We start from the raw sequence: 21,351 nt of genomic DNA on the forward strand, positions 1-21,351 counted from the left end.
CTAACCCGAATCGTCGCTTAATCCAACCGGCCACCCGTTACCCCGCCGCGCCCACCTCACCGCCTCCCAGAAAACCGTGTCCATAGCGCGAATCCGGGACCTGTCGGGTAGGGAGCGGATAGCCTCTGACCTGCGACATCACCCTTGATCGCCGACGTCACGCGGCTCTTCCTTTGGCGCACGGACGGGGGGTCCGGTGGGTAGGGGCAGCACGATCGCCACATGTCCGACAATCCAGAACGAAAGCCCCTCACTTGCTGTGACCCGAATCACGTCTCCGGTGGGGCTGGGTGTTCGACAACCGGGGCCGCCCGCTGTCGCGCCTCAGCGGAGTTCGAGGATGTGACGCACGTGGTGTTGCCGTGACGAGGTTGTCGGCCTGGAGGACGCGAGCTGCTTCGTCCGGCCCGCTCACGAACTTTGTTGGTGTGGCGAGGCGACCCTCGCGGCCCCCACAACGGAGTCGTACTCGGTCATGATCCGGCCGGTCGGAATACGGGTGGGGAAGCGCATCACCCGTCCACCCTCCCTCTCGATCACGTGACCCAGAGAGCCGACAAAGTCGTCGCCAAGATAGCCGGTCTCGTTGATGATCCATCCCTGGGGGAACTCGATGAGGCTCCAGGGCCGGATCGGATCGCTGCTCGGCCGTCCGAGGAACGCGACCGCGATCTCCCGGGCTCTTTCCGTGTCAATCATCGGCGTGCTCCGGGTATCCCCGGTCGACGACCGCGTCGTACTCGTGCAAGATCCGGCGGGGCGGCACGAACGAGGGGAAGCACATGACGCGGCCGGCGTTCTTCTCGATGACGTACCCCGCCGCGCCGACGTACTCCTCGGTGAGGTGCGCGGTCCTGTTGATCAGCCAGCCCTGGGGGAACTCCTGGAGACTCCAGGGCTGCTGCGGGTCCTCGGCGGGGCGGCCGAGCAGGGTGGCGGCGATCTCCTGTGCCCGCTGTTCGTCGATCACAGCTCACCCTCGGAGGCGAGGAGAGCCGCGCCGATCAGCGGCCCGTCCGGCCCGTAGGCGGCGGGGGTGAGAACGGCCCGGTCGGCCAGGCGGGGAACCGCCCGTTGGCGCAGCGCACGTTGGGCGGCGCCGAGGTAGCCGCTGTCGGGGCCGGCGGCGCTGAGGGCGGCCTGCGCGAGCCCCCCACCGATGGTGATCACGTCGGCGCCCAGAATGTTCAGGACGGTCGCGGCGGATACCCCCAGCCAGTAGCCGGCGGCCTCGAACGTGCGGCGGGCCGCCGGGTCGCCGTGTTGGGTCTTGTGGACGAGTTCGGCCACGGTCGGGACCCGTGTGCGCGGGGCTGGGGAGGTGCGCCGCGCCGCGGCGGGCTGTGACGGCTGGTAGCCGCGGCGCACGGCACGCGCGCCAGCGAGGGTTTCCACGCAGCCGGTGCGGGTGCAGGAGCAGCGCAGCGTGCTGACCGGGTCGACGAGAATGTGACCGAGACCGGCAGGGCCTGGCGGTGTGCCCTGCGCGAGCTGTCCGCCGATCGCGATGCCTCCACCGATCCCGGAGCCGAGCGCGAAGTGGACGTGGGTCCCGGTGCGCCCGCGCCGCCGGTATTCCGCCCAGGTCGCGGCGGCGCCGTCGTTGACGACATAGACCCGCCCTCGCAGGTCGGGGAAGAAGCCGGCGAGCAGGGTGGGCCAGTGGATGCGGGTGTAGCCCTGGATGGCCCCGGCGCGGATCACGGTGCCGTCGGCGTCGATCGCGCCGGCCGTCGCGATCGCGACCCGCTCGACCTCGACCGCGCCGGTCAGCGCCGCGAGGATGCGTTCCTGCACGGCGTGGAACGTCGGTGTCGGGGGGAGCCGCAGCACGGGAAGCGCGGTGACGATCTGGCAGGGCGGACCGGTATCGACGATCGCCTGTTTGATGGCCGACGCGCCGATGTCGAAAGCGTGGACTTTCATCGGTGCACCACCGTCCAGACACCCACCCCGATCATCCCTATGATCAGGGCGTTCCCCGTTCCCGCGATCAGGGCGGCGCGGACTTCGCGGTGGTGTCCCTGCCGCAGGGCCTGGCGGATCAGATCCGCGTACCACCCCAGGAGCAGGCTCATCGCCGCACTGACGGCGACGACGATTCCCACGCTGGTGAGCGTCATCCCGGTTCCTCCCCTCGTTCCCGCACCCGTCGTTCGCCGTCGGTGGTCGCGAGCGCCGCGCAGTACCTCTCGTAGAGAGGGCCGGCCCGCAGGCTGCGCCGCCAGAAGCCGGCCAGTACCTGCTGGTCGCGGTCGCAGTGCGCCGCCGCGAACGCCAGCGGCACGGCCCCGGCCAGGTCCGCGAGCCGCGCCCGCCCCTGTGTATCGATGTCTGCCATCCACGTGTCCCGCCCCTGGATGTGCGAGGCCGCTCCGCCCGCAGGGGCGACGGGCAGAGCGGCCGTCCTACCGGCACACGATCATGGACAGGAGGAAGGCGACGCCCAGGCCAACCGAGACGTAGACCAGCCCCCAGCCGGTCTGGCCGGCTTCGTCGACCGCTCTGCGTACGGCCGGGTCCATCTCCTCCCACCGTTCGCCGTCGTCCAGGTCGACGATCTGCCATCGCCGCCGGGCGTTCATCCGCGGATCGGCGGGGNGCCGGTGGCCGTGGCCATGAGCCGCCGGTAGACGGCGGGCGGTGTGGTCTCGGAGCCGAGGCGTCCTGGTGGTCTGTGGTAGCCGCTGCCACCGATCGGCAGCAGACGCAGCCCCCCGGCGACATCGAGCAGCCGGCGGCGGGTGTCTTCGTCATGCTCGGGGTGATCAACCTCGATGCCGGCCAGGCCGCGCGCCGCCAGATCCCTCAGAAGGTCCACGGGCAGCGACGCGCAGGGATAGGCGAGTGCGGCGACGCCTCCGGCGCCGCGGACCACGGTCAGCGCCGCTGTGATGTCCGGCTGCCGTGACGCGACGTGGAACGGGCCGCCGGCCCCGAGCCAGCCCCGTCCGAGCGCGGCGTCGAGGGTGGGCACGATGCCCGCGGCGACCAGGGCTGCCGCGATGTGCCTGCGGCCGACCGGTCCGCCCCGGGTCTGGGCGGCTACCTGCGGCCAGTCGATCGGGTAGCCCTCCATGTGCAGGAGGCGGACGGCGCGTCGTGCCCGCAGCTCGGCGCTGTCGCGGGCCCGGCCGAGCAGCTCGCTCACCGCCCGATCGTCGGGGTCGAACAGGTAGGAGAGCAGACGGACCGGCCTCGGCNGCCCACCGACGACCGCCTGGCAGGAGATCTCCACACCCGGCACCAGCGTCATCCTCGCCGGCAGCACCGCGGCCGCCGGATCGATCCCCGCCACCGTGTCCCGATCGGTGATCGCGAGAACCTTGACGCCGGCCACGACGGCCTGCGCGACCAGCTCGTGCGGCATCAGACTGCCACCGGACTCCGACGTGTACGCGTGAAGATCAATCATGGTGCCGTCCGGCCCTGGAAGTGGGGATGTCCACCCGTAGGCGAAGGAACGCCCCCCGCGTGGGCGCGCTCGCCCGCCTGCTCCCGGCTTCCGCGATCCATGGGCCGGTGCCGGGCCGGATCGGGGCCGGCAGGGACACCCCTACCGACCCCCTCCGGATCCTGCTCGCGGCGCGTACCGTGGCGGTCGCCAGCGCGGCACGCAGCTCGATCCGGCTGTAGGACGATCGCGCCGGTCCCAGCCGGTGGCCCCCGCGACGACGGTCGCCGCTGGTCATGCGGCCCGCTGGGCACGCAGAAACATGACCGGGGAATGCAGTCGTAGCGCACCATGGACGTCGACGGCCCGGTGGCAGGCCGCCGCGTACCGGCGTGCGACCCGCGCGTCGAGACCCACTCGCACCGCCGCCACCGGTGACGGGCCGACGGGTGTTGACGTGTACAGGTACTCCTCGACACCCTGGTGGTCCAGGTCGGCGGTCATCCGCAGCATGTTGACGTCGGCGGGGTGCAACCCGGGGCGGCCGGTGGACATCACCTCGATCAGCGGGTCCCACGGATGCGGCGCCTCGGCCACCGCTGCGCCGACAGCCCGGCCGATCCGCCGTGCGTCTTCGTCGGTGAGACCGGGCAGGTCGCTGGCGGGTTGACGCAGATGCGCCAGCGTCACGGTGAACACGACCTGCCCCGACCGGGTGAGAACCCGGCACGCCTCGTCGAGCAGCGAAGTCGGATCCGCCGGGGTGATGCCGTCGACGGCGACCATGTCCACCGCGCAGTCGGCGACGGGTAGCCCCGCCGCCAGGTCGGCCACGATCCGCCCGCCGCCGCTGTCCGCCTCGCCGATGGCGAGCGAGGGCACCAGGGCCACGACACGGGCGGCCTGACCCATCCCCGCGACGATGCCCGCGACCAGCGACAGACCACCGCCTGGCAGCAGCACCAGCACCCGAGGTGTGTGGATCATGGCTTGCGGGCAACCGCGCTGTAGATGCTCACCTGCGCGTCCGCCAGCTCCTCCACCGGCCCGCCCGGCCGCCACCGGTGCGCCACGACAAGGCCCGGGTTCACCAGGTCCAGCCCGTCGAAGAACCGTGCCACCTCCGCGCGGCTTCGCAGCTGCCCGGCGATGCCCTGCGACCGGTAGGAGTCGGCCGCCCGGGCCACCGCCGGGTCGAAGTCGCCGGTGGCGTGGCTGAGCATCAGGTAGCTGCCCGCCGGCAACGCGTCCATCAACCTGGCCACGATCGCGTACGGCTCCGCCACGTCGGGGAAGAAGTGCAGGATTGCGATCAGGGACAGGGCCACCGGCCTGGTCAGGTCGAGCNTGTCCGCGAGCACCGGCGAGGACAGGATCGACTCCGGGTCCGCGAGATCGGCCTCCACGTAGGCCGTGCGTCCCGCCGGCGTGCTGGTCAGCAGCGCCCGCGCATGGGTCAAAACCAGCGGGTCGTTGTCGACGTACACGATGCGCGCGTCCGGGGCGACGCCTTGGGCGACCTCGTGGGTGTTGTCGGTTGCCGGCAGCCCGGTGCCGATGTCGAGGAACTGCCGTATCCCGCAGTCGGCTGCCAGGAAGCGCACCGCGTTGCGCAGGAACGCCCGGTTCACGAGCACACCTTCATGGATCGGGCACTGTCCGGATCATGGCCTCGGCGACAGCCTGGTCCGCCGGGTAGTTGTTCTTGCCGCCGAGCCAGTAGTCGTAGATCCGGGCCAGGTGCGGCACCTCGGGCCGCAGACCCGTCGGCACCGCCGCCTCCGGAACCGCCGACTGGAAGTTCCAGCCAGCGACCGCGCTGTCCTGTTCCGCCACTGCTGTCATACCCCTTGTCGACTCAGCCGGGATTGGTGATCGTTTCGTTGTGGTCCAGACACGCTAGGGGAGCCTTCGCGTGAACCCCTGCCCGTCCCGAGGCGGCCTCGGCAAAGGGCGCCGTCCCGCCGGGCGTTGGCTACGAAGCCACTGGGCGGTGCCCGCGGGGTCGTCGCCGAGGACGGGCAGATCCGTGATCAGGCCGTCGACCCCGGCGACACTGAGCGGCCCCACGGTGCGCGCACCGACCCCTCCCTCGGCCAGGAGACGCACCGTGTGCTGGTGCCCGGTCGCCTCAACGAGTCTGCGAGCAGCGTGCAGGCGGCGCAGAGCGGCCAGGGTCAGCGCGGCGTCCCGCGCGCCGCCAGGTGTGCAGACGACCACGAGCACGTCGATCGCGCCGAGGTAGGGGCGGGCATCGACGACCCGGGTGTCCACCCCGAGTGCCAGGCCCGCTGCGTTGCCGTTGTCGCGAATGCGATGCAGGGCACGCGCGACGTCATCGATCTCGGCTGGCACCGTGATCAGATCGGCGCCCGCGGTCGTGACCGCGTCGATGAGCGCTATCGGCCGGCGCGCCAGCAGGTGGGCGTGGAACGGGACCGTCGTCCGAGGGCGCAGGGCCGCAAGCATCGCCGGGGAGAACATCAGGTCAGGCCCGAAGGACCCGTCAGCGATGTCGAAGTGGACCACGTCAGCGACGCCGCTGGTCCGATCGAGCTCCACCCCGAGCGCGGCCAGATCCGCCGACCACAGCGACACGTCAAGCAGAAGCCGACCATGGGGAAGTGCAGCCGGCCAACCGGTCGGCCGGCTCGCCGAGGGCGTCTGCTCCGTCGTCATCGGCTGCGCAACCTCTCGACCCCGGGGAATGTTCGAGATCATGGTTGCAGTCGTCGCGAGGCTGGTCATTCCCCCGCGCACGAAGAAACCATTCGCGCCATTGCACGCTGCTGACCAGCGATGATGGTTCACCGACAGGCGACTTCTTCCACCGCATGAATCCGGTTTTGGAGATCGCCAAGGACCGTATGCTGGGCGAATGGCCTTGAAAGCGCGTCTACGGGGCAGGGAGACCGACCTCGCCCTGCTCTCGCGGGTCCTGCCCACGGGTGACACTCAGGTCGTCCGCGACGCGGAGGACTACTACCTCACCTCGCCGGCGGTGGACTACCGGCCCGAGGGCACGGACTTCCACGAGGCAGCGGCTGAGGTGCTCGCCTGGGTCAACGGCATCGGCTGGCTGAACAGCACCGGCTTCCACGCCGTCGAGCTGACCGGGATGTACGACGACGGTGATCGACGTCATGCCGTCCTCACGCCCAAGACGATCAGATTGACCACCCGCATCGGGAGCGTCGTCATAGGAGGAGACGCGGTGGCCTCCGAGCCGCCACCGCCGCCGGGCCCTCCGCAGGCGGCTGCCGCGGCCCGCGGTCCGGCGCTCGCTGAGGCCCTGGCGATTCTCGGCCGGACCACGCACCTTGGGTGGGTCGAGCTCTACAAGGTGTGGGAGATCATGCAGGACGGCCGCGACCCGGTCGCATTCGGCTGGGTGACGAAAGCCGAGGCGCGGGCGTTCACGCAGGCCGTAACCATCCCGGCATCAGCGGGCAGGCCGCACGCCACGCCCGGATGCCCGGCACCCCGAGCAAGACGTCGGCCATGGACCTCGCCGAAGGTCAAGCCTTCGTACGGCGGGTGGTCCTCGCCTGGATCGCGGCGGAATCGAACTGACGCCGGCGACCTATGGCTGGAGCTGCCGGGGNGCAACGACAGCGGCGACGGCCATCGCGGCATGGTCGCTGAGGCCGTGGTGGCGGGGGGCGTGGACGTAGTCGCAGCGGGTCAGGTCGAGCCGGTCGGTGGTGAGGAAGGTGTGGTCGAAGCGGTAGCCGTTGCCGCCGCGGCCGTACCAGCTGTGGCCGGGGGCGTCGGGGTGCAGGGTGCGGTAGGCGTCGGTGAGGCCGGCGTCGGTGAAGGAGCGGTAGAAGTCGTGCTCCCAGCGGCCGAAGACCGGGTAGTGCGGGACGTGGCCGGGTTCGACGACGTTGAGGTCGCCGGTGACCACGACCGGCCCGTCGAAGCCGGCAAGGACGCCGGGCAGGGCGCGGGTGACGGCGTGTTGGAAGGCGCGCTTGTTCTCGTTGCGGCGTGCGGCCGGCCCGCGGGACGGGACGTAGAGGCCGACCAGGCGCAGTCGCTGTCCGCCGACCCACAGGTCGACGGCGGGTGCGCGGTGGGCAAGCACGTCGATGCCGGCGGGCACGGGTTCGAGGGGCGTATGGCGGGAGGCGATGACCGTGCTGTAGTCGGGCTGGTCCGGCCGCGGGGCGTGGAGGTGGGTGTAACCGTGCTGGGCGAGCGCGTCGAGGAGCGCGTGGCGACCGGGTCCGTGGCCGACCTCGGTGAGCACGACGAGGTCCGCGTCGGGTTGCTGTCCGAGCCAGGCTGCTTGGCGGCGGGCCCGGTCGGGTGCGGCGTGCTGGGCGTTGAACGTGACGAGCCGCAGCTCGGTCGTGGATGTGGGAGCGACCGGCGTGGGCGGGTTCGGGAACAGGGACTGCTGCGGGTTCATTCGGGCAGGGCCGTTTCGTCGAGGAAGACTTCGCCGGCGGCGTCGAGGTCCTGCTGGAGCTGGCCGAGAGTGGCGCGGACGAAGCTGAGGTCGTCGCCGGACAGCGGTGTGTCGAGGGCGGTGAGGTTCTCGCGGACCTGGTCGGGGGTGGTGAAGCCGACAAGGACGGCCGCGCTGTCGGCGCGCTGGAGGCTGTAGGCCAGTGCCACCCGGACCAGGTCGCGGGTCGACGGGCCGAACCGGTCGCGCAGAGGTGCAAGGTGGCGCTCGACGAGTGCGAGGGCATCCGGGGTATACCAGCGTTTGCGTTGCCGATGATCCCCGGCACCGAACTGGGGTGGCCGACGCGGGTCGTGCTTACCGGTGAGCAGGCCCTGCCCGAGCGGCTTGTTGATCAGGATGCTGATGTGGTGGTCGGCGGCGAGGGTGAAGATGTCCGGCTGGCCGGCGGGCGGCGGTGGGGTCAGCGGGTTGTGTCGGACGGCGAGGAAGTCGGGACGGATTCGCTCGAACAGGACCCGGAACCGGGCGTGCTTGTCCGGCCGATCGGATCGTGGCTGTATGAGCCGGTCAGGGGCGTAGCGGTGCGGGCCGCGCATCCCGACGCAGCGCACCAGGCCCTGGCGTTGGAACTCGCGCATCTGGGCGACGGCGCCGTCGAGGTAGCGGTCGTCGGGGCCGAACTCGCTGGTGTGGAAGAAGTAGATGTCGAGCCGGTCGGTGCGCAGGTTCTCCAGGCTGGTCTCCAGCTGGCGGCGCATCGCGGCGGGCAGATAGGCGTGGGCGGCGGTGCCCGCAAAGTAGCCGACCTTGGACGACAGCACGAGACTGTCCCGGTCGACCTGCTCGACGAGGTGGCCGAGGAGACGTTCGGAGTGGCCGTGGCCATAGACGTCGGCGGTGTCGAACAGGTTCGCACCCAGGGTGTAGGCGAGTTCTAACCCCGCGCGGGAGGCGTGGTCGTCGGCGGTGGACCAGCCCATCGGCAGGCCCAGGNTGTGGTCGGGTCCGCCGATGGCCCAGCAGCCGACGCCGATCGGGTGCACCGTCAGCCCGCCGGCCAGCGCGCGGGGCGCGGGAAAACGTTCTTCCGTCATCTCGTTCACCTCATTGTCTGCCGACGATTGCTGGACGGGCCTGTGCATGGGCGCCGCTGACTGTGACGTTAAGGTCACCGGCATGACGACTCCGGACCCTGACACCCCGCTGAACCTGGATGCGATCAGGGCGAAGGGGTGGGCCGACCGCAGCGACTTCCCCACCGCCGAGTTCGACCGCGCCGAGGCGTTCTACACGGCGATGCGCGCCCACGACGAACGCCTGCACGCGGTGCGCGCGAGGGCGTCGGAACTCATCGAGCGGTGGACCGGGCATCGGCCGCGGGACGTCGGCTCGTTCGGAACCCGGTTGAACCTGGAGACCTCGGATCTGGATCTGGGCATCGGCTACCCGGTGGAACGCCGTGCCGAGCTGATGGCCACGCTCGACGGGACCGCCCGCTTCCTCGGCGAGCGCTACACCAGCTTCTCCACCACCCGGCTGGTGTTCAGCTTCACCGTGGACGACGTCGAGATCGACCTGAGCGCGCTGACCGTGGACGACTTCGCGGTCGCCTGCCGAATGCTCGACCAGATCGACGAGGCGATGAGCCACGACGAGCGGGTGTGTCACACCTGGGTCAAGCACCTGCTGCGCCAAGCCGGCCGGCTGGAGGACTACGCGGCCTGGAAGCTGGTCACCTACGCCCGGTTCTGCCCAGAGTTCAACTGGGTGCCGATCCCGGAAAAGACCGGCGCCTGATCTTCCGATTCGGGTCCGCCGGTCAGCTGGCACAGGCGTCCGCCGCGTTGATCAGCGTCCAACCGCCGGCTGCGGACCATCGCCGGTGTTCGGTGACGAGCAGTGCGGCGTGTTCCCGGCCGAGAACAGGCAGCAGGTCGTGCACAGCGGCGGCGAGGACGCCCCGCAATAGAGCGAGACGGTTCTCAATCCGCTGCCAGATCCGCACGTCCAGGATCGCCTCGGCCGTCGGATCACGGTGCAGCGGGCGGGTGTCGAGTTCGGTGATCAGGTCGCCGAGGACCGTGTAGCTGGCGTCCTTGAGCACGCCGCGGGCCTCACGCACCTGACGGCGCGGGGCGCCGTCGAGGACCTTCTCCAGCGACTTGAACGTGTAGTCGAGGGCGAAGTGCCGGTCGACCCAGCGCTGCGCCCAGCTGGCGGCTACTCCGATCCGCCAGTCGGCGTAGCGGGCCTCTACCCGGCCCATCGACGGCGTCACCGCCCCGGCAAGTCCAGCCTGCTGGACTCGGCGGGTGTAGGCGGCGCCGATCAGGCACTCCATGCTGACCAGCAGGTAGGAGATCCCCTGGTAGAACGGCTGGCCCGTGCCCGCCGCCGCGGCGAACCGAGCGTCCCGGACTCCGCGGACGACCTCGGCGGGCGAAAGATCGGGTTGCGGGGCCAGGAGCAGATCGGTGCGGCCCTGGAACGCATGTGTGGCCTTCAGCTCGTCGAGGGTCATCAGCGGGTCGAAGGTGATGTAGGTGAACCGGGTCGGGACGCCGAGTGCGGACAGGGTACGGACAGCCAGCAGGTTCTGCTCGCCCGTGGTGTCCTTCGCGAACCGGTCCAGAATGCTGTCGACGCCGGACTCGACGCCGAACAGCATCCGCCGCAGGCCCCGGGCGACCAGCGCCCGCCACATCTCGGCGCGTTCGACGTGCCAGCCATGGCTCTGGTCGGGGTCGACGACCTGGTCGACGCGGCAGCTGGATTCCCACCCGAACCCCGCCCGGTGCAGCAGACTGGCCAGCTCTAACGCCCTGCTGGTCGCGTCGGGGGCGCGACCGAGGAATTCCTCGTCAACCAGGTACAACGTCCGCGACACCTGCGGGTAGCGCTCGAAGACCGCCGAAAGCTCACCCAGGAGCCACGGCAACCGGCCCGTACCGGCCCCCACCCAACTGCCCTTGTGGTCGCGTGGGCAGAACGAGCAGTAGCTGGTGCAGCCCCGGCTGGTCTCCAACTGCGCGACACCGTGACGGTCGAACGTCGCCGGCAGCAGATCGAGTTCCGGAACGACGTCGGCCGTCACGTCCCGGGTGACGGGCTTCGCGGTCCGCCGCCGCCCGACCGCCAGCCCACCCCCACGTGGTGCCCCCGCGTACCCCAGTCCGGGCACGTCGTCGAGGCCGCAGTCGCCGTGCCAGTGCGCCAGCAACGCGCCGATCGTCGCCTCGCCACCCGCCCTGGCGACCAGCAGCGACGGGAACCTGTCCAGCAGGACCCGCTCGACCCGCAGGGTGAGACTGCCACCGGCGACGACCAGCGGCGGATCATCCTGGGCGTAGACCGATTCCAGCAGCTCGACGAGCAGGTCGTACTGGCCGAACGTCGCCGAGACCCCGAGGATGTCCGGCCGGTCGCCGTCGATGCGGGCGACGAGGCCATCGAGGGAGAGCCCGAGCTGCATGTCGGCCAAGGCCACTGTTCCGAGCAACGTGTCCCGGGCCGCCCGCGCCACCGTGCTGATCCCCAACGGAAACCGCGGCAGCGGGAACGTCTCCGGGTGATACAGCGCCGCTAGCAGGGCGCTGGGCCGCGACAGCCGCCACACGGCCCGCTCGTCCAGGTGGGCCAGCGACAGCCACGACGCCGGGTCCTCCAGGATCAGTTGTTCGCGCGTCCACGCTGGCCAGGCCCGGGAGCGGTGTGGCTGGCCGGAGAGATCCGCGACGACCCACCGGCCGTCGGTCCGCTCGACGACGGCCAGACGGCGATCGAGCGGTCCCGCGATCCGGACCCGACCCACGTGGCCGGCGCACCGCTGCTCTACCCAGCCACGGAACACAGCCGGATCGAGCAGCAACTCCCACCGATCCGGAGACGGGAAGTCGGGACGCACGCCGGCGCTGCGTAGGGCGACGGACAAGCGAGCCAAGGGCTCATGTGGATGCTGCTCCACGGCTATGCCTTCCGGAGGGACGGCGCTCGACCGCGATGCGGGCGCCCGTTACCGGAGCAGCCTCGGCGGCCTGCGGGTAGCTCCTGTCACTGTCCGCCGCCGCGACTTGCTAATCATTCCCCGTTCCGCGAAGAAGTTCGTTCGGCGCCGCGCTATGCCGCTACCTGCGCAGACGGCGACATACGGCGCCGTAACTTCCACGACGATCTCGGATCTCACGCGGAATTGTTCGTGGATACCGAATGCCCATCCGAACGTGGAGGCGCGCCCGGGGTCACACCCAGGCCGGGATCGAGTTGGCGCTGATGGGGCGTGCGACGCTGGCCGGTCCGGTTCGCTTTCTTGGGCAGCACTGGCGACGGCGCAGACCTACAGATGCACCGGGATCGCCCGGTGCTTCACCGGTTTGGGTCATGTTGACCCTCGCACGCCGCCTGCCTCGCTGGAATCCCGACGACCGCGCCCAGCCGACGACAACGTCAGTTGCGTACATCGCGGGTCAACCCAGCCCGCTCCTGGTCGAGGACCGGCGCTCGTTCAGGCTTGTGGCTATGGCGCGCGTGGTTCATGCGGGTGGTTCGAGGCGGCCGGGGTGGGCCCGGCGAGTGCGGCTGGGCGCGGTCGGACACGCCGACGCCTCCACGGTGNGATCGGACGGCCGGTGCCCTATGCTGACATCTCGGATCGGCCACAACATCTGGCACTGCTCGGGATGTGGTGGCGCTATCTGTTGTGATCGTCTCCGGATGTGAGTATGCGGCATCGACGCGCCGATCGAGAGGAACGTGTTGTGGTTGACGCAACATCAACGATGGGAACCCAGCCGCCCAGTGGCGTGGCACGGCGCGCGCCACGGCATCGCGAGTCCGTGACGAGGTCGTTCACGGTGGGCGGCGCTTACGGCTTCGTCATCACGTCCCTGCACGCTGACGGTTCGCTGGCGGACGTCAATCTGATCATGGCGAAGCAGGGGTCGACCCTGCGCGGGATGACCGAGACCCTCTCGTTGGCGATCTCGACTGGTCTGGCGCACGACGTACCGCTGGTGACGTTCGTTCGGCAGTTCATAGACCTGCGGTTCGAGCCGGCGGGGCTAACCGACGACGCGGAGATCCCACAGGCCACGTCGATCATCGATTATGTGGTGCGGCGTCTGGCCTTGGATTTCCTGCCGTTGGAGGAGCGGGCCGCGTTGGGTGTGCTCACGCCGTCGGAGCGCGCCACGGTGGCGACCGGGGTGACGCCGGTGCCGAAGGTTTGGTCGGACACGCCGGGGATGCCGATGTTCGTACCGTTCGAGATCCCGGTCCAGGTCTCGCGCTGAGGGGCCTTCTGCCTGCTGGATTGTTCAGGTGGCGTGGTCCGTGAGGGCGTGATGTGCCGCAGTCAGGGCGCTGTCGATGTCGTCGCTGATCGTGACGGAAGGCAGCATGTCGAAGCTGCATCGGGGTGAGCCCTTGGCGATGATGACGGGTTTGCCGTAGGCGAGCGCGCAGCCGATCTCGGCCGTGACGCCGTCGCTGCGCCGGCTGAGCGGGTAGGCGAGGAGAAGGCGCGCGCGGGCGATGTCGTGGATGCAGAGCTGGGCCGCGAGTTGGTTGACGACGATGCCTGCGTCGAACTGGCTGCTGGGTCGGGTGAGGGGGTCGAGGTCGAGCCAGCGGGCGGTGGATTCCAGGGGCGGGGGCAGGCGGGCGCGGATACGGCGGATCTCGTCTCGGTCGCGCAGCGTCGCCGCGAGGTAGACGCCGTGGCGAGGGGTGGCATCGCCGGCGAGGCTCTGTGGTGTCCGCTGCTGGGTGCGCCGGAGTTGTGGGGCTGGGCTGGTGGCCGGCGCCCAGAGGTTGACGGGTGCGCTGCGGGCCTGCCGGTAGGGGGTGATCGGGCAGTAGGCGTAGGGCGTGTCGTCGGCGAGACTCGGCAGTCCGATCCGACTCCGCTGATCATCAATATGGTTGATGTCGGCAATCGGGTAGAGGAAGCGCGGGCGGTCGTCACGAATGAGGACGAATGTTCCGTACAGCTGCTCCTCACCGCGCAGGGAACGGTCCCGGTCCGTCAGGAGAGCCAGCTGTCGCGGGTCGGCCCCGCGGTGCTGCCACGTGCGCGCCAGATCGCGGAGGAGATCGTGGCGGGNCTCGGNTTNGGTGTCGGCGNGTTGGAGGAGAAGCCAGGCGGCGTCGCTGGCGGCGCACGAGGCGGGAGACGGCCAGCCCCATCGGTTCAGTGTCGTGAGGACCGCGGTCGTCGCGGCAGTCGAGACGGACGCGAAGGTGGCGAGTTCGGGTGTGCCGGCAGTGAGGTGTGCCGCTCGGTGCGGTAGCAGCGTGAGGGGTAGCGGCCAGCCGGGGTAGTCCAGGGCTGCGGCGACCTGGGCTTCGAGGCGGGGGTCGGNGACAAGCCGGGTCAGGACGGCGAGGAGCGCCTGCTGTTCTTGCTCGGCGAGCGTGATGAGGTCAGCCCACGCGGCGACGGCGGGTGATGTCATGAACTGGCCTCCTGGTCGCTGAGGAGCTGGCGGGCGCGGACGAGGTCGACCTTCCCGGCCGGGGTCCTGGGTATGGCGGCGACGACCCGCACCACCCGTGGGATCTTGTAGCCGGCGAGGTCGCCACGGATGTCACCCAGTACCTGTGCGAGTCTGCCGCCGGCGTGGAGCTGGAGGAGGCCGCCGACGGTGCTCCCGAGCCGCGTGTCGGGGACGGCGAGGATGGCGGCGTCGGCGACGTGGGGGTGGGCCAGGAGGACGGCGGCGACATCGGGGGCGTACACCTTCTCCCCGCCGGTGTTGATGCAGTCCTGCTCGCGGCCGAGCAGCGCGATCCTCCGACTCGTCTGAAGCCGGACGAGGTCTCCGGACAGGAGGTAGGTGCGGCCGTCATAGGCGCGGACGTAGCGGTGGGGTGGAAGCGTGCCGTGGGGGTGCAGACCGACGGGCAGCGGCCGGTGGACCGCGACCTGTCCCGTCTCACCGACCGCGGTCGGGGTTCCATCAGCGTGGAACACCCGGGCGTGTCGGCCGAGGTCGAAGGACCCGGTCGCAGGTACGTCTCCGAGGCGGGCGAGTGATGATCCCAGGCCGGTGGCCTCGGTGGCGCCGAGGGTTTCGACCAGCCGCAGGTGTGGGACCAGGGCGAGGAGTTCGGTCTTGACCTGGTCCGTCCACGGCGCGCCCGACGAGGTGACCGTCCGCAAAGCGGACAGGTCAGCGCCGAGGCGGGCGCCAAGCGCGCTCGTGAGCGGTCGTGCGTAGGCGTCGCCGACGATCGCCAGGGTGTCGGCGCGCTGCTGCACGACCGTGTCGAGCACCCTGTCGGGGTCGTAGGACGACCCTGGCAGGGTGATCACTGTGCCGCCGGCGCAGAGCGCGCCCATCGCGCGCGTCAGACCCGAGCCGTGGCTGAGGGGACTGGCGACGACGATGCGCGCGTCGGCCAGCGTCAGGGACGCCATCCGGGTGAGAGGGCGGGACAGGTCGTGGCGGGCCCAGGGGNTGTGGGCGTTGAGGTTGTCCAGGATGTCGGCGACGCGCCAGAGCACGGCCTGGGGNGTGCCGGTGGTCCCACCCGTACATTTGATCATCAAAGGCGGTCGCGGCCCATTCGCCGGCGGCGACGAGGATGCCCGCGGGGCCGCGGAGGTCAGGAGCAGCCCGTGGCCTCCGAGGGGGCGGATCGGTACTTCCTGGCCAGGTTGGCAGCGGGCGTGGAGCGTCGCGACGTCTGGGACCTGGACCGGATCGGCGATCATTGCGGCGGGCTGGAGCAGGCGGTGAAGCTGGTCGAGTTCGCGGGCACGGTAGCGGGGGTTGAGCTGCGCGGGCGTTGCGCCGAGACGGAGCACGGCAGCGAGGCTGACAAGGTGTTCGGGGATGTTCGGCAGGCAGAGGGCGACGACCTGGCCGGCCTGCACTCCGTGCCGCCGCAGGGTGCGGGCGAGGGCCGCTGATGCCGCGTCGAACTGCGCCCACGTCCACGCCTGATCGCCGTGGATCAGCGCGGTCTGGTGGGGCTGCTGCGCGGCGATGCGCTGCCAGAGAGCCGCGAGGGTCCACGGGGTTGTCATGGCAGCGGCCGGCTGGTGGTGGGGGCGAGATCGTCCACGGTGCGGCGCATGAGATCGGCGTGGGGATCGCTCTCCCAGTCCCAGTCGCTTCCGTCCAGTCGTGGGTCGAGGGCGGCGACGACGTGCCGCAGCCGAATGCGGGGATGGGTGCCGGTCGGGACCGGGTAGACGGTCAACGCACCGCTTTGATCACGCACCAGGATGTAGGAGTGGGCCGGGTCAGCGGGCAGGTCGACCAGGGAGGCGATGGGATGGCCGGTGAGCCGCTTGGCCAGCCACCCGCGCAGGTTCGCCTCGGTGGGGAGCAGGTGCAGGTGGCCGTGTTCGATCCGCCGCTGCCCGGCGGCGTTCAGGCCGTACTCGAAGCCCAGCACCGGGCTGTCGTAACGATCGGCGAGACGTGCGGCCATCTCCCGCATCAGCGCGTCGACGCCGGCGCGAGCAGTGCGGTCGAGTGCGCCCAGGGACAGGACATGGCTTCGGGGGACGAGGAGCAGGTAGCCGGCGACGTACGCCCCGATGGTGGGGACCGCGGCGGCATACGCGTTCGCCGCCAGGATGCGGGGCGCTGCCACGGTCAGGTGCCGTTGCAGCGCGCAGTCGCTGACGGCCGGGTCGAGGGCGTCACACAGGTCACAGGTCGACGGCATGGGCAGTGGCCTCCGACGGGCTGAGACGGATCAGGTCAAGGCGGCTCGGCCGTTCGGGCGCGGCGAGGCGGGTGGCGCAGTAGGCGTGGATCTCCTCGGCCGTCAGCGTCGGATGCCGGGTGCATGCGCGGGCAGTCAGACGATGGCCGTAGACGGCGTCGGGGACCACCGACACCGTGCAGTCGCTGATCGCGGGGTGAGCGGCGAGCACGACACGGACCTGGGCGACGGCGACGTTGACGCCGCCGACGATCGCCCGTCCAGGCACGGCGACGGAGGCGACATGCAGCCGTCCGGTGCCGTCGAGATGGCCGCGGTCACCGACGCTCTGCCACGCACCGGATGGTGGGCATGCCCCGGGAACAGGGTGGCTGGCGAGCCCCACGCGGCTTCGCCCTTCGATCGTGCCGACCGTCCCCGCGGGAACCGGCACCCGCTGCGGCCCGGTGATCCGTATCTCGGCTCCGTCGATCGGGACGCCACCGTCGGCGGCTCCGACGCGCAGCGTGCCGTCGTATTCGGCGGTGCCGTAATACTCCGCGAGCCGGTCGCCGCCCAGCAACGCGAGCAGACGCCCGCGGAGGTCGGGTGGGCAGGGCTGGGAGGAGTAGACCAGCCTGTCCACCGACGAGGCGGCCTTCGCGACGGCGGTCTCGCCGGCGTCGTCGAGCAGCCGGCGCAGCTGCGTGGGCACGAGGAACGCCCAGGTCGGCCGGTGGCGGCCCGCGTAGGTGACCCACACCTGCGGGGTGAAGACCGGACAGATCACGACGGTGCCGCCGAGCAGGATCTGCCGCACGGCGAACTCGAACGGGCCGTTGAGGTGCAACGGGGAGCCGATCAATGCTCGCCCGTCGGGGCGCAGGCCGAGCGCGAGCGCCTTCCGCGGGACGCTCGGGGGCTCCCCATGTGTCACCAGCGGGCGGTAGAGGCCGTCACAGACGCCGACGATCGCCTTCCACGGCTCGCATCCGCCAGCCGGAGCGCGCGGGAAATCCGGTGTCGACACCGCGGCCCCACGGGCGGACAGCGGCAGGGGGATTCCCCCGGCCAGCCAGGTGGCGAACACCTCGACGAGGAAATCCGCCTCCGACCGGGCGGTGACGGGACGCAGCAGGCCACGGCCGCCCTCACCGCCAAGATCACGGGCAAGACGGTGGGCGTCCCGGCCCAGCTGGCCGAAGGTGCACGCACCCCCGGAGTCGATCACCGCGGGCTGGTCGCGGCGATCACGGGCCAGTCGGTCGAGGGCGACGGTGATCTCCTGCCGCCATGCCTGCGGGCCGGTCACGTGGGGCCGTCCGCAAGACCGGCGGCGGTGGGAGGTGTCCAGGTGGAGGCGGCAGCCTGCTGTAGATCGTCCGTGAGCCATCCGCCTCGCAGGCCCTGCTCGACGGCACCGGGCCGGCGGTCGGGGGCCGGCAGGGTGATCCAGCAGCGCAGCAGGTGGCGGGCCTGCCGGGGGTCGGGCGCGTCGGTGTAGGCCGTGCGGGAATGCAGAACACAGTGGTTGTGGACGATCTGGAGATCACCGGGCCGAAGTTCCATGTCGCAGGCCAGCTGGTCGGCGACCTCGTCGAGGAGGTCAAACGCCGCGAGAGCTGTCGGGGACAGCGGCACACCGGTGACCGTCTGCGTCTCCAGGAGCGTGTGCCGCACGAAGCGGACACTGAAAAGCCCGCGGTACGCGCAGAAGATCGGCGAGAGGAACGTCGGTGGGCCGCCGGGGATGTTCCCGCCGGCCATGTGGAAGTGAAACGGCTGGTAGAGCTCGGCGACGAGGTTCGGCGCGCTCGCGAGCATCGCGTTGTGCACCGCCGCGGCGGACGCCACGCGGCTCATCCCACCCCGGTCCGCGGGGCGCCGGCACAGCAGCAGCGTCGCGTCGGCGCCGTCAGTGTGAAACCACAACCGTTCCGCGGTTTGGTGTCCCCGTACCCGGCCGTCACCGAGCTGCCGGCCACTCGCCCGAACGCGACGGACAAGCTGCCCGTCGCGGCTCTGGGTCGCGATCCGTCCCAGCCGGGCCGCGATGCCGCGGATCAGCACGAGGCACTCGCGGTCGTCGAGATCCTCCACAGGTAAGCCCCGGAGTACGGCGAAGCCGTGTCCCACGGCGACCGCCGTGGCGAGCGCGGCGAGCGGCGCGTCCAGGTGCGGCAGGAGAACGTCCTGGTCTGTGAGGTCACGGTCGTGGAACAGGTCTCGGGATGCCAACCGGGCACTCGCCGCGCGCACCGCCGCGGCCAGGTCGGCGCGGTGCGCATCGTCGATCCGCTGGAGATAGGCATCGGGATGCAGCTCCCGACCGGTCCAGAGCGGTGCATGACCGGCTGTCAGCTCGGTCGGTATGAAAATGGAGTCGATGGTTTCCGCCATAGCGGACCTCCGATGTTGAGTCGCCGATATTAATGGGCGAAAAGTGCACTAACGGCGCGCCTGCGCAGTAATGGCGTCGCCCGCGAGCCAGCCTGTTTCCGCCGCGCCGATGATGCCGCCGGTGAGCCCGGGGCCGTCGCCCACGAGATACAGTCCCGGCTGGCCTGGGGCTTCCATCTCGTCGGTAACCGTGAAACGTGATGCCCACCGTTCCACCGCGGGCCCGTAGAGAAAGTTATCCGGGTGCAGAACCCCCGGACACAGGGAGGCGAGCCGGAAAAGAAATGTTTGTAGCGCGCTCACGATCGCTGTCGGGAACTCGGCGGTGAAGTCGCCGGGCGCGGCATCGGGCAGGCTCGGCACAAACTCGCCTACCGCCTGGCTGGTGGGCAGAGGCGTGTCCGGAAGGAAGGCGCCGAGCCGCTGGCCGATCAGCCCACCGTGGCGGCGGTTGATCGCGGCCACGAGCGTGCGGGCATCGTCAGCGGTGAGGGGCAATCTCCGGCCGGCCGTTGCAATAATCGCGCTGTTGGAGCGGTTCTCGGCATGCGCTGAGGTCGCATGCCCGCCTACCAGGGTCAGCCCGTGATAGTCGGCCGCGACGACGTCGCCGCCGTAGCACACGCAGTGGGTTCGGACCTCGACCCCATCGGGCCCGCTCCAGATGACCTTCGGGTCGGTGGCTATCTCCAGCAGCGGTCCGAGGAACTCCTTCGCTCCCTCCAACCGGAACCCGATCTTCGGTTGGGCGTCGTCGCGGCCCAGGCCCAGCTCCCGACCCACGTCCCCGAGCCACGATGCGCCGACCTTCCCCGGGGCCAGGACGACGTTGACCGCGTGGACCCGCCTGACCCCGGGACCATCCAACTCCAGCTCCCACCGGAAATCGGAACGTCCTGACGGGCGGATACCGATACACGTCGTACGGCAGGCGACCGTCGCCCTCGCCGCCAGACGCGTCCGCAACCGGCTGAGCATCCGAGGTAGCTGGTCGGTCCCGACGTGACGGACCGGATAATGAACATATTCTAATCCGGCGACCTTCGCGCGTTTCTCGAAATTTTCTGCGGCTTCGGCGTCCCCGCCGTGCAGGTCGGCCCGCTCGCCGGAGCGAAGAACCTCATCGATCGCGTGCTGCCGCGCGGAAACGCGAGAAGGATCGAATCTGTGGCTGACGGTGCTCCCGATCCGCGGTGACAAGCACAGCTTGCCGTCCGAGAACAGCCCGGCACCGCCAAACCCCCGGGTCACCACGTCCCCTCGGCTATCGGAGCCCAGAGCGCCAATCCGCTCCTCCACATCGTCACCTCCGTCGAGGAGGAGAAGGCCCGGCGCGGGCACATCAGATCGGTAGGCTGCAATCAACCCCCCGGGGCCGGCACCCACCACGACGGTATGGAAAACCCGCGCATTCATCATCGTTCCTCTCGATGGGTTACAGGTAGAGGTGCGCCGCGCAATCAACCTGACTCATGCCGGTAGCGAGGCAAGAGCGACCGGAAGGCGCAGCAGGGAAGAAGAATCGACGGCAATCAGGGTGAAATGCCGGTCACGAGTCTCCGCCGATATCAATGCGCCCTTTCCTCCACCTGGCATCGACGGCGGCGGACCAGAGAAAAGCGCGAGCAGTCGAGGAATTTCTCCAACACTTGAATACTCTCAGGCATGCGGGAAGGAGTCGTTCGAGCGGCGGGTCAGGAAANGCTCACGTGATGCCAAGATTCCAACCTTCCGGCCAAAGGGTGCAGCGTGCACCAACGCGGCGCTCGCCCCGGGTGGCCCACTGACCGGGACGAGAAACTCACGAGGTGACGCCACTATCCCCAGCGGACGGGCGCGAACCATTCCCTTCAGCGCGAAGCTTCGGTTCGGGGCCGCGGAGCGCCGTGAGCTGGGCAGATGCCTCACTTGAAGGAAGATCATTGCCGCTAGGGATGGCGAACACTCGGGAAACGTTCGGGAGCAGGGTGAGACGAGGGGGCGGACCGTGTCGACTCGCCGGTCCTCTCGCTGGTTGAGAGGAACGACCAGCCGAGCTGAGATTTCCATGGTATGGAATGACAGCCGACACGGGACCCGGAGTACCGGATTGCCGGCTCACCAATGGCGTCAACATGTCGTCTATCCAGTCCCACCGCCGGCCGAGTGTGATGGTCCGGACATATTCGATCCGCTTTCGCAAGGATCAGTTGGCTCGCTAGCAAACGGTACGGATGCCGTCGTAGCGCTTTCTATGTCTCCCACCCGGAGATGGCAAAGTTCTCCCGCCGCCTGTGGAGATCGATGCCGACACGGGTGTATGGATACGTGCTGTCGGGAATCTCGTCGAGGGGAAACCAGGCGATCCGGGCACACTTTTGGGGTTCCGCGTTGACGGGTTCTCCGTGCGTACGTATTCGGAAATCCCGTTGGGGCATGATCGTGGGCGGCGTGACCGTGGGGCACTCCGCTGGGGTCTCGGGGGTCGGGGTCAGCCGGGAGG

Annotated in this window: 23 protein-coding genes; 3 read left to right on the forward strand and 20 right to left on the reverse strand. The window is 70.1% G+C overall.

The window, feature by feature from the left end:
• Window positions 1–411 precede the first annotated feature (411 nt).
• The 6 genes from ALLO2_RS18495 to ALLO2_RS26575 form a co-directional block, all read right to left on the reverse strand.
• Window positions 412–699 (reverse strand): hypothetical protein, encoded by a 288-nt coding sequence (locus ALLO2_RS18495; protein ID WP_011436225.1) that lies wholly within the window; start codon window positions 697–699, stop codon window positions 412–414.
• On the reverse strand, window positions 692–970 hold the full coding sequence (locus ALLO2_RS18500; protein ID WP_011436226.1) for a hypothetical protein: 279 nt from the start codon (window positions 968–970) through the stop codon (window positions 692–694). Before ALLO2_RS18500 ends, ALLO2_RS18495 begins: the two co-directional genes overlap by 8 nt.
• On the reverse strand, window positions 967–1,926 hold the full coding sequence (locus ALLO2_RS26560) for an ROK family protein (RefSeq protein ID WP_011436227.1): 960 nt from the start codon (window positions 1,924–1,926) through the stop codon (window positions 967–969). The genes ALLO2_RS18500 and ALLO2_RS26560 overlap by 4 nt, the downstream gene beginning before the upstream one ends.
• Entirely contained in the window at window positions 1,923–2,123 is a 201-nt protein-coding gene (locus tag ALLO2_RS26565) for a hypothetical protein (RefSeq protein ID WP_023841614.1), read from the reverse strand. Before ALLO2_RS26565 ends, ALLO2_RS26560 begins: the two co-directional genes overlap by 4 nt.
• A complete protein-coding gene (locus ALLO2_RS26570; protein WP_023841615.1) occupies window positions 2,120–2,341 on the reverse strand; it encodes a hypothetical protein in 222 nt (73 codons plus the stop codon). Before ALLO2_RS26570 ends, ALLO2_RS26565 begins: the two co-directional genes overlap by 4 nt.
• 67 nt (window positions 2,342–2,408) lie before the next feature.
• Window positions 2,409–2,585: a hypothetical protein gene (locus ALLO2_RS26575; RefSeq protein WP_023841616.1), complete on the reverse strand. Its 177-nt coding sequence runs from the start codon at window positions 2,583–2,585 to the stop codon at window positions 2,409–2,411.
• An 889-nt stretch (window positions 2,586–3,474) separates the two neighbouring features.
• On the opposite strand from ALLO2_RS26575, the gene ALLO2_RS25880 reads away from it, so the two are divergent.
• On the forward strand, window positions 3,475–3,636 hold the full coding sequence (locus ALLO2_RS25880; RefSeq protein WP_157493461.1) for a hypothetical protein: 162 nt from the start codon (window positions 3,475–3,477) through the stop codon (window positions 3,634–3,636).
• Between the two features lie 52 nt (window positions 3,637–3,688).
• Here ALLO2_RS25880 and ALLO2_RS18525 read toward each other — a convergent pair whose 3' ends face one another.
• The 7 genes from ALLO2_RS18525 to ALLO2_RS18550 all read right to left on the reverse strand — a co-directional run bounded on the left by ALLO2_RS18525 (window position 3,689) and on the right by ALLO2_RS18550 (window position 8,905).
• Entirely contained in the window at window positions 3,689–4,381 is a 693-nt protein-coding gene (locus ALLO2_RS18525; RefSeq protein ID WP_011436230.1) for a hypothetical protein, read from the reverse strand.
• The gene (locus ALLO2_RS18530) at window positions 4,378–5,025 is read right to left on the reverse strand and encodes an SAM-dependent methyltransferase (protein ID WP_084588492.1); all 648 of its coding nucleotides are present in this window, start codon (window positions 5,023–5,025) and stop codon (window positions 4,378–4,380) included. The genes ALLO2_RS18525 and ALLO2_RS18530 overlap by 4 nt, the downstream gene beginning before the upstream one ends.
• Window positions 5,026–5,035: 10 nt before the next feature.
• A complete protein-coding gene (locus ALLO2_RS28365; RefSeq protein ID WP_023841618.1) occupies window positions 5,036–5,239 on the reverse strand; it encodes an SAM-dependent methyltransferase in 204 nt (67 codons plus the stop codon).
• Window positions 5,240–5,293: 54 nt separating this feature from the next.
• Complete coding sequence (locus tag ALLO2_RS18535) at window positions 5,294–6,073, reverse strand: ribulose-phosphate 3-epimerase (RefSeq protein ID WP_011436233.1); 780 nt, start codon at window positions 6,071–6,073, stop codon at window positions 5,294–5,296.
• A 217-nt stretch (window positions 6,074–6,290) separates the two neighbouring features.
• Window positions 6,291–6,539 (reverse strand): hypothetical protein, encoded by a 249-nt coding sequence (locus ALLO2_RS25885; RefSeq protein WP_023841619.1) that lies wholly within the window; start codon window positions 6,537–6,539, stop codon window positions 6,291–6,293.
• 438 nt (window positions 6,540–6,977) lie between these two features.
• On the reverse strand, window positions 6,978–7,808 hold the full coding sequence (locus ALLO2_RS18545; protein ID WP_011436236.1) for an endonuclease/exonuclease/phosphatase family protein: 831 nt from the start codon (window positions 7,806–7,808) through the stop codon (window positions 6,978–6,980).
• Window positions 7,805–8,905 carry an aldo/keto reductase gene (locus tag ALLO2_RS18550; RefSeq protein ID WP_035733811.1) on the reverse strand — a complete coding sequence of 367 codons (1,101 nt, stop codon included), beginning with the start codon at window positions 8,903–8,905 and terminating at the stop codon, window positions 7,805–7,807. The genes ALLO2_RS18545 and ALLO2_RS18550 overlap by 4 nt, the downstream gene beginning before the upstream one ends.
• A gap of 82 nt (window positions 8,906–8,987) precedes the next feature.
• Here ALLO2_RS18550 and ALLO2_RS18555 point away from each other — a divergent pair, with 82 nt between their 5' ends.
• Entirely contained in the window at window positions 8,988–9,608 is a 621-nt protein-coding gene (locus tag ALLO2_RS18555) for a hypothetical protein (RefSeq protein ID WP_035733777.1), read from the forward strand.
• Window positions 9,609–9,630: 22 nt separating this feature from the next.
• Here the strand turns inward: ALLO2_RS18555 and ALLO2_RS18560 are convergent, their stop codons facing one another.
• Entirely contained in the window at window positions 9,631–11,427 is a 1,797-nt protein-coding gene (locus ALLO2_RS18560) for a radical SAM protein (RefSeq protein ID WP_035733813.1), read from the reverse strand.
• A gap of 1,216 nt (window positions 11,428–12,643) precedes the next feature.
• Between ALLO2_RS18560 and ALLO2_RS18565 the strand changes: the two genes are divergently transcribed.
• Window positions 12,644–13,099, forward strand: a complete 456-nt coding sequence (locus tag ALLO2_RS18565) for a ribonucleotide reductase (RefSeq protein ID WP_232235194.1) — start codon at window positions 12,644–12,646, stop codon at window positions 13,097–13,099.
• Window positions 13,100–13,123: 24 nt separating this feature from the next.
• On the opposite strand, the gene ALLO2_RS28370 is transcribed toward ALLO2_RS18565, so the two are convergent.
• The 6 genes from ALLO2_RS28370 to ALLO2_RS18595 form a co-directional block, all read right to left on the reverse strand.
• Window positions 13,124–14,263 (reverse strand): DUF6624 domain-containing protein, encoded by a 1,140-nt coding sequence (locus tag ALLO2_RS28370; protein ID WP_035733780.1) that lies wholly within the window; start codon window positions 14,261–14,263, stop codon window positions 13,124–13,126.
• Window positions 14,260–15,840: an AMP-binding protein gene (locus ALLO2_RS18575; RefSeq protein WP_035733783.1), complete on the reverse strand. Its 1,581-nt coding sequence runs from the start codon at window positions 15,838–15,840 to the stop codon at window positions 14,260–14,262. The genes ALLO2_RS28370 and ALLO2_RS18575 overlap by 4 nt, the downstream gene beginning before the upstream one ends.
• Window positions 15,837–16,490, reverse strand: coding sequence for a hypothetical protein (locus ALLO2_RS18580; protein WP_011436243.1), 654 nt, complete (start codon window positions 16,488–16,490; stop codon window positions 15,837–15,839). Before ALLO2_RS18580 ends, ALLO2_RS18575 begins: the two co-directional genes overlap by 4 nt.
• Window positions 16,474–17,781, reverse strand: a complete 1,308-nt coding sequence (locus ALLO2_RS18585) for an AMP-binding protein (RefSeq protein ID WP_023841625.1) — start codon at window positions 17,779–17,781, stop codon at window positions 16,474–16,476. Before ALLO2_RS18585 ends, ALLO2_RS18580 begins: the two co-directional genes overlap by 17 nt.
• Window positions 17,778–18,869: a TauD/TfdA family dioxygenase gene (locus ALLO2_RS18590; protein ID WP_011436245.1), complete on the reverse strand. Its 1,092-nt coding sequence runs from the start codon at window positions 18,867–18,869 to the stop codon at window positions 17,778–17,780. Before ALLO2_RS18590 ends, ALLO2_RS18585 begins: the two co-directional genes overlap by 4 nt.
• Window positions 18,870–18,917: 48 nt before the next feature.
• Window positions 18,918–20,120, reverse strand: a complete 1,203-nt coding sequence (locus ALLO2_RS18595; RefSeq protein ID WP_201783644.1) for a dehydrogenase — start codon at window positions 20,118–20,120, stop codon at window positions 18,918–18,920.
• Window positions 20,121–21,351: the final 1,231 nt, after the last annotated feature.

This window comes from Frankia sp. Allo2, from assembly GCF_000733325.1.
GTDB lineage: Bacteria > Actinomycetota > Actinomycetes > Frankiales > Frankiaceae > Frankia > Frankia casuarinae.